The following is a 13775-nucleotide window of genomic DNA, read 5'->3' as shown; positions in this document are numbered from 1 at the left end:
ACGGTTCCGGGGTTCGGAGCCGTGTTTGCTGCATTGGCGGCCAGCGGTGCTGTTTGCGGGTATCGGGTTCACCCCCAGGATCGCTCCAGCCGTCGGGCTGGTGCATGCCCTCTTTCGGGAGGAATCGCGCTGGTTTCAGGGAATCCCGGTCCGCCGGGAACAACTACTAGGGAGTGATCGAGATGACCGAGAATGTGACCTGGCTTACCCAGGAGTCGCACGACAGGCTCAAGGGCGAGTTGGACTCGCTCATTGCCAATCGTCCGGTCATTGCCGCCGAGATCAACGAGCGCCGCGAAGAGGGCGACCTCAAGGAGAACGGTGGCTACCACGCCGCGCGTGAAGAGCAGGGCCAGCAGGAGGCGCGTATCCGCCAGCTGCAGGAACTGCTCAACAACGCGAAGGTCGGCGTCGCCCCCACCAAATCCGGTGTGGCACTGCCGGGTTCGGTCGTCACGGTCTACTACGACGGCGACGAAGGCGATACCGAGACCTTCCTGATCGCGACCCGCGAAGAGGGACTCGGCGCCACCGGCCTCGAGGCCTACTCGCCGAACTCGCCGCTGGGCGGCGCGCTGATCGACGCCAAGGTGGGCGAGACCCGCGAGTACACACTCCCCAACGGCAACACCATGAAGGTAACGCTGGTCAGCGCGGAGCCGTACCACAGCTGAGCCTGCTGAACCCGTACGTCGAGAACCCGAACGCAAGCGGCCGCATCCGGAATCCGGATGCGGCCGCTTCGTCATGTGTTGGGTCCGCTGCTCAGCTCAAAGCCTGTTCGACGTCAGCCAGGAGATCGCTGATGTCTTCGATGCCGACCGAGAGCCGGACCAGGTCGGCGGGAACTTCCAGGGCCGAGCCCTCGGTGCTCGCGTGAGTCATCGCGCCCGGGTGTTCGATGAGCGATTCGACCCCGCCCAGCGATTCGGCCAGCGTGAAGATCTCGGTCCGCGAGCAGAACTTCAGTGCCGCTTCCCGGCCACCGGTCAGGCGCACCGAGATCATCCCGCCGCTGCGCCGCATCTGCTTCTGCGCGATCTCGTAGCCGGGGTGCGTGGGCAGGCCGGGGTAGATGACCTGCGAGATGGCCGGGTGGTTGGTCAGGAACTCCGCGATGACCTCGGCGTTGTCGCAGTGCTTTTCCATCCGCACGGCCAGGGTCTTGATGCCGCGCATCGTGAGGAAGGCGTCGAACGGGCCGGGCACCGCGCCCGCGCCGTTCTGCAGGAACGCGAAATCCTTGTCGAGCTCGGCGCTGTTGGTGATCAGCGCGCCACCGACGACATCGGAGTGACCGCCGAGGTATTTGGTGGTCGAGTGCAGGACCACATCGGCGCCGAGCAGCAGCGGCTGCTGCAGGTACGGGGTGGCGAACGTGTTGTCCACAACCAGCTTCGCGTCGGCCTCGTGGGCGATATCGGCCAGCGCGGGGATGTCACCGATGCTCAGCAGCGGGTTGGTCGGGGTCTCGATCCACACCAGCTTGGTGTTGGGGCGGATGGCCGCGCGCACCGCGTCGAGGTCGGCGATGTGGGCGGGCGAGTGCTCGATGCCCCACTGGCTGAAGACCTTGTCGATGAGCCGGAAGGTGCCGCCGTAGGCATCGTCGGGGATGACGATGTGGTCGCCCGGGCGCAGCATGGCGCGCAGCGCGCAGTCGGTGGCCGCCATACCCGAGGCGAAGGCGCGCCCATAGCTGCCCGATTCGAGGGCGGCGAGGTTGGCTTCCAGTGCCGTGCGGGTGGGGTTGCCGGTGCGCGCGTACTCGTAGCCACCGCGCATGCCGCCGACGCCGTCCTGGGCGAAGGTCGAGCTCGCGTAGATGGGCACGTTGACCGCACCGGTCTGAGGATCGGGTTCGTATCCGGCGTGCACGGCCCTGGTGGAGAATCCCAGCTCACTCATTGCCTCAGACTAGTTGGCCGGTTCGGGTCGGTGTCGCAGGGGTTCTCGACATGGTCGAAGTGTCGGATTCGGGTTCGGTACTGCGGTTAAGCTCACGCCATGGTCACCGTCGAAGAGTTGTTCGCCATCGATCCGTTGCTGTCGCAGGAGGAGCGCGAAATCCGCGACACGGTGGCGCGATTCGGGGAACGCAGGCTGCGGCCGCACCTTGCCGACTGGTTCGAGGAAGGCACGTTCCCGGCCCGCGAGATCGCGCCGGAACTGGGCAAGCTCGGACTGCTGGGCATGCACCTCGACGGCTACGGCTGCGCGGGCGCGTCGGCCACCGCGTACGGGCTCGCCTGCCAGGAGCTCGAAGCCGTCGACTCGGGTGTGCGCAGCATGGTGTCGGTGCAGGGCTCCCTCGCGATGTCGGCTATTCACTTCTTCGGGTCCGAGGAGCAGAAGCAGCAGTACCTGCCCGCGATGGCGGCCGGTGAGGTGATCGGGTGCTTCGGGCTCACCGAACCCGACTTCGGGTCCAACCCCGGTGGGATGCGCACGCGGGCGCGCCGCGACGGTGACGACTGGATTCTGAACGGGTCCAAGATGTGGATCACCAACGGGTCGGTGGCCGATATCGCCGTCGTCTGGGCCTACGCGGAGGAGCCCGGTACGGACAAGCCGCGGGTGCGTGGCTTCCTGGTGCCCGCGGGCACACCGGGTTTCACCACTCGCGAGATCCACCGCAAGCTGTCGCTGCGCGCATCGATCACCGCCGCACTGGATTTCGACGACGTACGCTTGCCCGCCGATGCGGTGCTGCCCGAATCACGCGGGCTCAGTTCGCCGCTGGCCTGTTTGAGCGAGGCGCGGTTCGGCATCATCTTCGGCGCGCTCGGCGCCGCACGCGACTGCCTGAGCGCGGCTATCGACTACTCCCGTACCCGCGAGGTGTTCGACAAGCCGCTGGCGGGCTACCAGCTCACCCAGGCCAAACTGGCCGATATGGCGCTCGAGCTCGGCAAGGGACAGTTGCTGGCGCTGCACCTGGGCCGGTTGAAGGACCGTCACGAGATCACCGGCGAGCAGATCAGCGTGGGCAAGCTGAACAGCACCCGTGAGGCGATAAAGATCGCGCGGGAATGCCGAACCATCATGGGCGCCAACGGAATCACCCTCGACTACCCGGTTCTGCGGCACGCCAACAACCTGGAGTCGGTGCTGACCTACGAGGGCACCGCCGAGGTGCACCAGCTGGTCATCGGCAAGGCGCTCACCGACGCCAACGCGTTCCGGTAGGTCGGCTAACGGCTCGGTCGCGGAGCGGGCCTGATCATGCCGCCCGCGAAGGCCGCGGCGAGCATCACGATCACCACCGTGAACACAGTCAGCGCGATGGGCACGGTGATCGCTGTGGGAATGCCGAGCACGGTCAGGCCGGCCACACTGCAGCAACCCCAGATGATCGCGGCGGCCAGACGGCCGAGCAACGGCGCGTAAGGCGACCGAGGCCAGGCACCGGCGATCCTCGTCTGCGCTGAATACCCTGCGCTAGCGGCGATTACGGTGCTCATGCCGAACAGGTGGACGGCTGGGTCGGTGACCTGCACTGCGGATCCTTTCGCTCGCCGAGCATGTTTGCCGAAAGTTGTCTCCGACCGGTAATAATTGATCTTGAAATTATCCAATTGCAACATTGATGGATAGATTGCTACCATATTGTTATGTTTGCGCCAGGTCCCGCGTTGCTCGAACTTTCGGCGCAACGACAATTACAGCAGTTGAACACCGAGTTCGGCGCCCCCGCGGCCGCCGTCGCCGCGGTGGTGCCCGCACTGTCTGCCCAGTTGGACCAGCACGCTGCCGCGGTGCGTGACATTCTCGCCCTCGGCGTCGAGGATTCCGCGCGGGTGCCCCTGATCATTCTGCTCGCCGGTTATGTCCGCGGACTCCTCGATCATTTCGCCGAGCGGGCCGACGGATTCTTCGCGGGCGCGCCGGACGACTGGCACGCCGCCGACTGGCTGCAATTACGCCTCGCCGCGGTGTGCGCGTACGCCGCCGACTGATCACCGCGCACAGACCGACGCCGACGCACCGCCACCCAGAGGTAACGGTGCGCCGGCGCCAGTTGGTTACCTGGCTGTCTCGCCACCCCAGCCCGGCTCGCGTTCCGGGTAGCTCGCTCCTGGCGTGACCCACGCCTCCCTGCCCTGGTCGGCCAAGGTCGGCGACACCTGCTCGCCCTGACGTGCGGCGTCCTCGCGTCCACGCTGGTAGGCCTGGGCATGCCCCTTCATCGCTGGCATCTCCGTTTCCAGATTGCCGAGCCAATTGTTCCAGCGCTGTTCCATGGGCCTGACCAGGCCGCCACCGACACCGACCACCATGATGCCGCCGATGGTGGCGAGCACGGCGATCAGGATCGGGGTGGTCACCGAGGTCGCGACGCCGATCTGGTTCAGCGCGGCGATGATGCCGATACCCCAGATGAACACCGCCGCGATCCGGCCGAGCATCTTCCCGTAGGACAGCCCGCCGAGCACATTGGAGATCAGATCACTCACCGCGTGGGCGATGGCCGCCGCGATCACGATGATCACGATCGCGACAACGGCCCTGGGCAGCCAGGCCACGATGCTGGTGAGCAGCGCACTGACCGGGTTCGGCCCGAACACCGCGAAACCGATCTGTAGGGCGATCAACAGAATCGCATAGTAGGCGATCTTGGCGATGATGTCGGAAGCGTCATACTTACTGCGGGACAACATTGTCCGCAGTCCGCCGCGTTCGACGAGTCTGTCGAATCCGACGCGCTCCAGCACCGCGTTCACGATCTTGGCGACCACCTTCGCGATGATCCAGCCGACGAGAAGAATGGCGATGAATGCCACCGCTTTGGGGACGAACTGCGCGACCGAACTCCACGCATCGGTCAAGCCCTGCTGGAAATCTATCGCAATGACGGAGGTATCCACGGCCTGTCCTTTCGCTTTCCGATCAGTGCGGCTGAATTGCCGATGCACCTGTTCGTGGTGTTTACCCAGGTAATTCTCATCGAATCGGTGAAGTAGCGATAAATTTGCTCACGGCCGGTCAGCGGCACAATATCGCACCGATCACCGTGGCGGTCTTGTGCTCGCCACGCGCTCGAGTCACAGTAAGTAAGCGGTTACTTACAGCGGAGGTGGCGAGTTGTGCACATCGCGGGAGCGGATCCTGACCGAGGCATTGCGTCTGTTCGGGGAACAGGGGTTCGCCAAGACCTCGGTCGCGCAGATCGAGCGGGCAGCCGGGCTCTCCGGCGGGTCCGGCGCGCTGTACCGCCATTTCAAATCCAAGGACGAGCTGCTGGTGCAGGCGGTGGACGCGCGGCTGACGGATCGGGGCGAGTGGGAGCAGTTCCTGGCGCCCACGTTCTCCGTCGTGGCGGCGCTCGCGGCGATCACGCCGTCCGAGGACACCGTCGACAAACTCGTCGCGCTGTGCCGGATCGGCCTGGCGCGACTCGACCACGATCGCGATGTGACCCGAATCCTGTTGCGTGACAATTCGATCCCCACTCCGCTGCTGGAGGTGTTCCGGCAGCAGGAATACGCGGTGGTGATGTCGATGGTCACCCACGGACTGGTCGAACTCGCCGGCGACCGGGCGGGTGAGCAGGACTGGGACGCCACCGCGGCGGTGCTGGTCGGCGCGCTCGCCCACTTCTGGATGATGCGCGACATCTTCGACGGCGACCACCCGGCCGACGTCGACACCGATCGCTATCTACGAGCCACCGCAGAGATGATCGCCGCCCGGCTCGACTGGGCGGCCGCAGGAGAGGACCGAGGATGAACACACCCATCACCGTGGTCGGGGGCGGACTTGCCGGGCTCACCGCCGCGATCGCCGCCGCCGAAACCGGCGTGCCGGTGCGGCTGTTCGAGGCGCATCAGACGCTCGGCGGACGGGGTCGCGCGACGCCGCCGCCGCACGTCGCGCACGAGGGCGCGCACGTGTTCTATGCCGACGGCCCGCATTACGCGTGGCTGAAGGAGCGTGGTTTCGTCGCAGGCCTCGGCTGGCCGGGGATCACCGACTTCGCGAAGATCGGCTTCCGCACCGGCGACCGGATCCGGCGGACACCACCTGTCGGCGTCCTGCGCGCCCAATCACGCAAATGGCTGCAAGCCCCCGTCGACGTCGACTTCCACAGTTGGGCGGCGGATCGCTGGGACGCGACCACTGCCACCCGGATCGCGAACATGATCAGCGTCGTCACCTACGACGCTGACACCGGCAGGTTGTCCGCCGCCTTCGTCTGGGATCTCTTCCAGCGCGCAGTCGGTCTGAACGTGCCCGGCGTGCGGTGGGTACGAGGCGGGTGGCAGCAGGTGATCGACCGGATGATCACACGCGCAATCGAACTCGGCGTCGTCATCGAGACCGGGTCGCGGATCGACGAACTTCCGAGCGGCGGACCAGTTATCGTCGCCACCGATCTGGATTCGGCACGCCGCCTGCTCGATGACGACACTCTGCACGGTACGAGCGGTTTCACCGCGCTGCTCGATCTCGGCGTCACGAAGAGTCGACGCGACCGCTTCGTCGTCTTCGACCTGGACGAAGGCGGCTTCCATGAGTGCTACACCGCTCAGGACGACACCATCGCCCCTGCGGGCCAATCCCTGTATCAACTCCAGATGCCGGTGCGCGACAACGAATCCCGCGATACGACCCACCAGCGGCTGGAACATTTCGCGGACTCGACCATCCCGGATTGGCGCTCGCGCACCACATTCCGCCGCACCTCCACCGCGAAGGGCCGCACCGGCGCGCTCGACCTGCCCGGAACCACGTGGCGGGACCGACATGCCATCGATCGCGGGGACGGCGTCTATCTGGTGGGTGACATGGTCGCCGCGCCCGGCATGCGCGGCGAAATCTCCATCAACAGTGCGATTTCCGCCGCCGCGTCGGCGGTAACCGCGGTGCGGACGGTATCGGGCAGCCACGCGAACACCGAATCCGCCTAGGCCGACACCCGACGATCCGATCGACGCTGGTCAGGTGCCGCGCCGATCGGATCAAGACCCGCCCTAAATTCAGTTGCCCGCCGCCCCGATGGTTCCTAGAGTTGGTCGCATGTCGTGCCACTACTTCACTCGCCTCCGCTACAGCCGGGCTCTGGCCCGCTAGCGGACGCGGATAACTTCATCGGCGTCCACCGGCGCGCCCAGGGCCCTTCGAGACCGTATTTCGACTCGAAGACCCGAAGGGGCACACTGCCGTGGCGCAGGATTTTGCACACCGAAACTACTCACATACTCAGCGCAAGGTCACCGGTAAGAGCGGCGGTCGGACCGCCCGTGACCATGCGAGAAGGACACTGTCCCAGAACTTTCTGGTGGATCGTGCCGCCGTCGACTCGATTCTGACGGTGGCCGATCCGGCCGGGACCGTTCTCGAACCCGGTGCGGGCGAGGGCATTCTCACGCACGCCTTGGCTCGCAGTGGCGCACAGGTCACCGCGTACGAGATCGATCCGCTGCTCGCGGCCAAGCTCTCGGCGCAAACGCGTTCCGAGGACGGAATCCGTGTTGTACGTGGCGATTTCACCAAGGCCAAGGCTCCTCGCGAGCCGTTCGCCGTGGTGGGGAACATCCCGTTCTCCGTAACCGCCGATATCGTCGACTGGTGCCTGACCGCACCGACCCTGTCCTCGGCAACGCTGCTCACCCAACGCGAATACGCCCGCAAACGCACCGGCGACTACGGCCGCTGGAGCCTGCTGACCGCGACAACCTGGCCATGGTTCAGCTGGGAACTGCGCGGGCAGATCCCACGCACCAGCTTCCGCCCGATCCCGTCGGTCGACTCCGCGATCCTGCGGATCACCCGACGAGCAGAACCCCTTGTCCCCCACCGGGATTCCTACACCGAGCTGGTACGAACCGGCTTCTCGGGAATCGGTGGCACAGTCCGCGCTTCCCTACACGCCCACTACCACGGCGTGGACGAAGCCCTGGCTACCGCGGGCATCCCACACGACACCGTGGTCGCCTACGTCCACCCAGATCAGTGGGTGGATTTGCACTCGATTCTCACTCGCTGACCGTGAGTCGGTGCTGCCTTCCATTGCGCGGGCAGCACCGACGTCACTGCGCGAATCAACTGCCGAACACCAGCCTCGATGCCGCTCAGCCGACCGCTTCTTGCTTGCCCCGCGATCAGGGAATGACGACAGGCCCGGTGAGCGGGGACGGGTCGCCGGCCCAGCGGTGGCCGATCTCGCGAGGGGTGACGCCTTCGTCGGTCCATGCTGTCAGCAGCTGTGCGACCTTGTCGTGCATCGTGGTGCGGAGCCGGTCGAACGAGGTTTCCGGGGTGTCGTCGACTTCGCCGAGCAGCAACCACCACGCCCAGGCCACCGCGCCCGCGTTGGCGACGAAGTCGGGCAGCACCGGGATGCCGCGGGCGGCGAGCATGGCTTCGGCTTCCGGTGTGGTGGCGGCGTTCGCGGCTTCGACGACGACGTGGGCCCGGATGTCGTACGAGTTGTCCGGCGTGATCGCATACGAGATCGCCGCCGGCACAAGGATATCCACGTCGGCGGCGACAATGGCGTTGCGCGGCAGCTGCTCGATGCCCGCGGGCAGCCGGGAGCGGTCGATCTCGCCGTAGCCGTCGCGCAGATCAAGCAGCGCCGGAATGTCGAGCCCCTCGGCGCAGTACAGGGTGCCTGCGGCGTCGGCCACCGTGGTGATCTTCATCCCGGCCTCGTGCAGGTAGTACGCCGCCGCCCCGCCCATGGTGCCCACGCCCTGGATCGCGGCCGTCGTGTCGGCAGGTGCCTTCCCCCACTGCACCGCCGTGGCGAGGCAGGCGTGCGCGACGCCGTAACCGCCGATGACGTCACCGAGCAGGAAGCCGCCGTCGACCGCCGCGTTGAGTCCGTTGCGAACCCGCTCCAGAGTCGCCGCCGGGTCGGCGGAGCGCCGGATCGCGGCGTGGTAGCTCTGGTCCAGGTCGAGCTTTTCGAAGACCTCGTCGATCAGATGCTGCGGAACACCGAGGTCCTCAGCAGTCACCCAGTGCGCGTCGAGCCACGGGCGCATCGCCTCGCAGAATCGCTGCAGCACGTCGACGGCGCGCGGGTCCTTGGGATCGAAGTCGATCCCGCCCTTGGCGCCGCCGATCGGCAGGTCGAACGTGGCGGTCTTGTTGGCCATGCCGCGCGCCAGATCCTCGACCTCGCTCAGGGTGCAACCGGCCCGCATCCGGGTGCCGCCGGTGGCCAGGCCGCCGCGCAGGGTGTGGACGACAAGGTAACCGACCGCGTCGGTGAGCGAATCCGTCCAGTGCAGACGCAGATACGGCTCGCGACGACGGATCGTGGGAGTGACGGCCGGGTCCGTGGGTGTGGTCGCATCGGTATGCGAAGTCACCTGCGGCGTCCCTGCGCCCGGGTTCAGCATCGTCATGGTGCTCACCTCCTCGTTCGTCGTGACGGACCTCGTCGTCCCGATAGCACCAAGCCTGCGGGCCCCCTGGCCGCGCGTCTATTTACGGTTCGTTCACGGCACCCTTCACAGTTCCTGCACAGTGCCTACGCTCGGTGTTATGGAGCTGTCTCTGGCCCGCCTGCGAATGCTGCGCGAACTACACCGGCGCGGCACCATCACGGCCGCCGCGGCCGCTCTGCACTACACCGCGTCGGCGGTTTCCCAACAGCTCGCGCAGCTCGAACGCGACGCGGGCACCCGGCTGTTCGAACGACGCGGGCGCCGAGTGCAGCTCACCGACCTCGGGATCGTGCTCGCCGAGCACGCCGAAGAGATCCTGGCCTCGGTCGAGCGCGCGACCCAGGCGCTAGAGGAAGCCGGCGGATCGGTGACTGCGAAGATCACCGCCGGGGTGTGGGCGTCAGTCGCCTCGGGCCTGCTCCCCGACGCGCTCACCACCCTTGCCGCCTCACACCCGGGCATTCTGGTGCGCACCACCGAACTCGCACCGGAGTCGACGGCCGCTGCCGTCCGTGACGGCACGCTCGACCTGTCGTTCGTGCTCGACTACTCGAACTATCCGATGACCTGGGACCGCGGCCTGGAGCGGGCGGTCATCGGTGTCGAACGCATCCACGCCGCCGTCCCCGCCGGCGCGGTGCCCGCGGCCAGCGTGACCCTCGCCGAGCTGTCCGAGCATCCGTGGATCATCGCGCCCGCCCGGTCGCACTTCGGGCACGCGGCACGGCTGGCGTTCCAGTCCGCCGGGCTACGGCCGCGCATCGACCACGAATTGGAGGAGCAGGCGACCGCGATGGCGATGGTCGCGGCCGGGCTCGGCGTCACGCTGGTATCGGATCTGGGTTTGGCGTTGCGCCCACCCGGCGTGGATATCGTCGCGCTAGGCGACGCCCTCACCCGGACGGTGTCGCTGGCCTACCGCACCAACTCGGCGGGCCGAGCCGCACTGCTGCTGGTGGTGGACGCGATCCGGACCGCCGCGGCGAACAAGGGACTCGGCCCCGACATCCGCACCTCGCCCACAGTGCATCGAGCCTCAGATGGTGCAGGCGCTCAGGAAGCTGAGTAGACAAGAGTCCGATCAAGCAACGGATCGATATCGATCGGCAACGCGACGGATCCGCACCATCATATTCAGGTTACGGAACTGGAGTGTCATCCTCACCTCCTGCGAGCGCTATCGCCACTTTCTGGCATCGATCCCGGACCCGGCTCCAATCGTGCCACTTGCGATCGAGATTGCGATACGCCGACAGCTGCTGGGTTACCGACGAATCAGCGGGTCGCGGATCAGCCAACTGACGCGCAACCTGCGAGGAAACCGGAACCCCGTCGATGCGCTGATCGGCGTAGTACTCATCGATGTCGGCGAGTACAGCGGCCGCCTCCATCGTCCCCATCATCTCGGTGAGTGCGGCAACGTCGAGGAAGTCACGTGTTTGATTACGCCGCACAATGAGGAAAGCCTTGATACGCAACGTCTCCGCGACTGTCGGCACGCACAACTCACGTCCCGACGGAAGCTCAACGATGGCCGTCTCCAGCGGGCGCGCGCGAATCAACTGCCGAACGCCTGCCTCGATATCGCCCAGCCGACCGAGTATCAGCTTCCCCAGACGCACACGATTGGTTACCCACTCCCCCTCGGACTCGATGGCATCGAGCACCATGTCGAAACGATCCCGCAGCGGCTGGACGGCGGGACTATCGAAGAAACCGACGCCTGAGCCGTTGTTCTCACCACACGGTATTTGCACCCGGTCCGCGCCACACACCACGCAGCGCAGGATGACGCCGCCCGCCACCATGACCCTGCCGCCCGGATTGTTTCTCACTTCGCCCACCGATGACACTGGGCAACAGCTACTTCAGTGTCAGATAGAACCCGTGCTGAGGAAGCCGAGTAGGTCGTGGCGGGTGATGACGCCGACGGGCTTGCCGTCTTCGACGACCATCAGGGCGTCGGAATCCGACAGGGCCTTGGTGGCGGTGGAGATGGGTTCGCCGGAGCCGATCAGCGGGAAAGACGGGCTCATGTGCTGGGCGACGGAGTCGGTGAGGTTGGCGCGGCCTTCGAAGACGGCCGAGAGCAGGTCGCGTTCGGTGACGCTGCCCGCGACCTCACCGGCCATGACCGGGGGCTCGGCGCCGACGACGGGCATCTGGGAGACGCCGTATTCGCGCAGGATCTCGATGGCGTCGCGCAGGGTTTCCGACGGGTGGGTGTGCACCAGGTCGGGCAGGCCGCCGGACTTGCCGCGCAGCACGTCACCGACCAGCGGTTCGGGGCCCGCCTCGAGGGGAGTCTGGAGGAAGCCGTAGGAGCTCATCCACTTGTCGTTGAAGATCTTCGACAGGTAGCCGCGGCCACCGTCGGGCAGCAGCACCACCACCACGGCGTCGGGATCGCGGCGGGCGACCTCGATCGCGGCGACCACGGCCATGCCGCAGGAACCACCGACCAGCAGGCCTTCCTCGCGAGCCAGGCGCCGGGTCATCTCGAAGGAATCCGCGTCGGAGACCGCGATGATCTCGTCGGGGATCGACGCGTCGTAGGCGGTCGGCCAGAAGTCCTCGCCGACACCCTCGACCAGATACGGGCGACCGGTGCCGCCGGAGTAGACCGAACCCTCCGGGTCGGCGCCGATGATCTTGACCGTGCCGCCGGAAACTTCCTTGAGGTAGCGGCCGGTGCCGGAGATGGTGCCGCCGGTGCCGACGCCCGCGACGAAGTGGGTGACCTTGCCCTCGGTGTCGGCCCAGATCTCGGGACCGGTGGTCTCGTAGTGGCTGTCGGGGCCGCCCGGGTTCGAGTACTGGTTGGGCTTCCAGGCGCCCTCGATCTCGCGGACCAGGCGATCGGAGACGTTGTAGTAGCTGTCGGGGTGCTCCGGCGGCACGGCGGTCGGGCAGACCACGACCTCGGCGCCGTAGGCACGCAACACGTTGCGCTTGTCCTCGCTGACCTTGTCCGGGCACACGAACACGCACTTGTACCCGCGCTGCTGGGCGACCAGCGCCAGGCCGACACCGGTATTACCCGAGGTGGGCTCGACGATCGTGCCGCCCGGCTTCAGCAGTCCGTCCTGCTCGGCGGCGTCGATCATCTTGACCGCGATCCGGTCCTTGGAGCTGCCGCCCGGGTTCAGGTATTCGACCTTCGCGGCCACCAGGCCGGCGTTGGGGCCGACCACCGAGTTCAGCCGAACAAGGGGGGTGTTGCCGATGAGGTCAACCACATGATCCGCGATGCGCATACTGGCCCGCCTCTCCGAGTATTTTGCCGGTCGTAGGTGCCGCCGGACATTGTGTTCGGGCCCGCGTCTATCGGTGGGCAAGTCCTGGGCGTCCCCGGCGAGTTACCCATGTACCTACGAAATCGATTCTTCCGGCACGAGAGTAGCCGAGCACTTGCGCTCGCGACCGGGCGGAGGCGCCCCGCACCGGAGTGTGTGGTCGGTATCTCTGCCCGGGCCGGTCCGCGACGTAGAATTTTCGAATGTGAGCGCACCTCGAATCAGCTGGCGTACCGCTGCCGTCACCGGGGCGACGACCGTGCTCGCCGGGTCCGGCGCAGGCACCGTCTCCTGGGCGACCTATCGATTGCTGATGACGCAGGCGGGTGCGGCGCGCGCGGTGATCGGCCGCGACACCTCCAAGCCGCCCGAGGCCGACGGCGTGTACGCGCCGGGCGCCACCCTTCCCGAACCGTGGCGCAAGAGCACGCCCTTCGACCTGCACCTGATGGTCTTCGGCGACTCCACCGCGGCCGGGCTCGGCTGTCTCGGTGCGAGCGATGTGCCGGGCGTGCGGTTGGCTCGCGGGCTGGCCGAGGCCACCGGCATGCGCATCCGGTTGAGCACCAAGGCCATCTCCGGCGCTACGTCGAAGGGCCTGGCCGGACAGGTCGACGCGATGTTCGTCGCGGGCCCGCCACCGGACGCGGCAGTGATCCTGGTCGGCGCCAACGACATCACCAAGAAGCACTCCATCCGGGCCTCGGCACGCAGGCTCGCGGCGGCGGTGTCACGGCTGCGGGAAGCCGATGCGCTGGTGGTGGTCGGCACCTGCCCGAACCTGGGCACCGTCACCGCGATCCAGCAACCGCTGCGCACGATCGTCGCGAACTGGAGTGTGCGGCTGGCCAAGGCCCAGACGGTCGCCACCACGATCGCGGGCGGCATCGCGGTGCCGATGGGTTCACCCCTGGTCGCCTCCGAGTTCCGGGCCGCACCCGAAATCCTGTTCGCCACCGACGGATTCCACCCTTCCGCGGCAGGCTACGAATTGGCCGCTGCGCAGCTGCTTCCCGTGCTGATCGCGCAGGTGCGCGACCGACCTGCCCTTCCCGTCGCGCAACTGGAGACGTAGATT

The 13775-nt window shown here is 66.8% G+C and carries 14 protein-coding genes; 8 read left to right on the top strand and 6 right to left on the bottom strand.

From position 1 onward, the window contains the following. Positions 1-182 precede the first annotated feature (182 nt). Positions 183-674 (top strand): transcription elongation factor GreA, encoded by a 492-nt coding sequence (gene greA / locus ACFXKN_RS24895; RefSeq protein WP_056813695.1) that lies wholly within the window; start codon positions 183-185, stop codon positions 672-674. A gap of 91 nt (positions 675-765) precedes the next feature. Here the strand turns inward: greA and ACFXKN_RS24890 are convergent, their stop codons facing one another. Then, positions 766-1908 carry a cystathionine gamma-synthase gene (locus ACFXKN_RS24890; RefSeq protein ID WP_378940649.1) on the bottom strand — a complete coding sequence of 381 codons (1143 nt, stop codon included), beginning with the start codon at positions 1906-1908 and terminating at the stop codon, positions 766-768. Positions 1909-2007: 99 nt separating this feature from the next. Between ACFXKN_RS24890 and ACFXKN_RS24885 the strand changes: the two genes are divergently transcribed. Continuing rightward, positions 2008-3189 carry an acyl-CoA dehydrogenase family protein gene (locus ACFXKN_RS24885; protein ID WP_379433937.1) on the top strand — a complete coding sequence of 394 codons (1182 nt, stop codon included), beginning with the start codon at positions 2008-2010 and terminating at the stop codon, positions 3187-3189. A gap of 5 nt (positions 3190-3194) precedes the next feature. Here ACFXKN_RS24885 and ACFXKN_RS24880 read toward each other — a convergent pair whose 3' ends face one another. Next, on the bottom strand, positions 3195-3500 hold the full coding sequence (locus ACFXKN_RS24880) for a hypothetical protein (protein WP_379433936.1): 306 nt from the start codon (positions 3498-3500) through the stop codon (positions 3195-3197). A gap of 114 nt (positions 3501-3614) precedes the next feature. Here ACFXKN_RS24880 and ACFXKN_RS24875 point away from each other — a divergent pair, with 114 nt between their 5' ends. Continuing rightward, positions 3615-3959, top strand: a complete 345-nt coding sequence (locus tag ACFXKN_RS24875; RefSeq protein WP_379433935.1) for a DUF6401 family natural product biosynthesis protein — start codon at positions 3615-3617, stop codon at positions 3957-3959. Between the two features lie 66 nt (positions 3960-4025). Here ACFXKN_RS24875 and ACFXKN_RS24870 read toward each other — a convergent pair whose 3' ends face one another. Then, a complete protein-coding gene (locus tag ACFXKN_RS24870; protein ID WP_379433934.1) occupies positions 4026-4868 on the bottom strand; it encodes a hypothetical protein in 843 nt (280 codons plus the stop codon). 217 nt (positions 4869-5085) lie between these two features. Here ACFXKN_RS24870 and ACFXKN_RS24865 point away from each other — a divergent pair, with 217 nt between their 5' ends. From ACFXKN_RS24865 to erm, 3 genes are all read left to right on the top strand, one after another. Then, complete coding sequence (locus ACFXKN_RS24865; protein ID WP_378940654.1) at positions 5086-5730, top strand: TetR/AcrR family transcriptional regulator; 645 nt, start codon at positions 5086-5088, stop codon at positions 5728-5730. Further along, positions 5727-6911: an NAD(P)-binding protein gene (locus tag ACFXKN_RS24860; RefSeq protein WP_378940655.1), complete on the top strand. Its 1185-nt coding sequence runs from the start codon at positions 5727-5729 to the stop codon at positions 6909-6911. The genes ACFXKN_RS24865 and ACFXKN_RS24860 overlap by 4 nt, the downstream gene beginning before the upstream one ends. 254 nt (positions 6912-7165) lie before the next feature. Beyond that, the gene (gene erm / locus ACFXKN_RS24855) at positions 7166-7990 is read left to right on the top strand and encodes an ErmE/ErmH/ErmO/ErmR family 23S rRNA (adenine(2058)-N(6))-methyltransferase (protein WP_378940656.1); all 825 of its coding nucleotides are present in this window, start codon (positions 7166-7168) and stop codon (positions 7988-7990) included. Between the two features lie 115 nt (positions 7991-8105). On the opposite strand, the gene ACFXKN_RS24850 is transcribed toward erm, so the two are convergent. Beyond that, complete coding sequence (locus ACFXKN_RS24850; RefSeq protein WP_378943072.1) at positions 8106-9353, bottom strand: Glu/Leu/Phe/Val dehydrogenase dimerization domain-containing protein; 1248 nt, start codon at positions 9351-9353, stop codon at positions 8106-8108. Between the two features lie 145 nt (positions 9354-9498). On the opposite strand from ACFXKN_RS24850, the gene ACFXKN_RS24845 reads away from it, so the two are divergent. Further along, positions 9499-10470, top strand: a complete 972-nt coding sequence (locus ACFXKN_RS24845; RefSeq protein WP_378940657.1) for a LysR substrate-binding domain-containing protein — start codon at positions 9499-9501, stop codon at positions 10468-10470. A 70-nt stretch (positions 10471-10540) separates the two neighbouring features. Here the strand turns inward: ACFXKN_RS24845 and ACFXKN_RS24840 are convergent, their stop codons facing one another. Together ACFXKN_RS24840 and ACFXKN_RS24835 are read right to left on the bottom strand one after the other, a co-directional pair. Next, positions 10541-11254, bottom strand: coding sequence for a hypothetical protein (locus ACFXKN_RS24840; protein ID WP_378940658.1), 714 nt, complete (start codon positions 11252-11254; stop codon positions 10541-10543). Positions 11255-11275: 21 nt separating this feature from the next. Then, complete coding sequence (locus ACFXKN_RS24835; RefSeq protein ID WP_378940659.1) at positions 11276-12658, bottom strand: cystathionine beta-synthase; 1383 nt, start codon at positions 12656-12658, stop codon at positions 11276-11278. A 244-nt stretch (positions 12659-12902) separates the two neighbouring features. Between ACFXKN_RS24835 and ACFXKN_RS24830 the strand changes: the two genes are divergently transcribed. Next, entirely contained in the window at positions 12903-13772 is an 870-nt protein-coding gene (locus ACFXKN_RS24830) for an SGNH/GDSL hydrolase family protein (RefSeq protein ID WP_378940660.1), read from the top strand. Positions 13773-13775: the final 3 nt, after the last annotated feature.

This window comes from Nocardia sp. NPDC059195 (assembly GCF_042754695.1).
Classification (GTDB): Bacteria; Actinomycetota; Actinomycetes; order Mycobacteriales; family Mycobacteriaceae; genus Nocardia.
The sequence above is the reverse complement of the archived record's forward strand: the minus strand, read 5'-3'. Positions and strand labels throughout refer to the sequence as shown.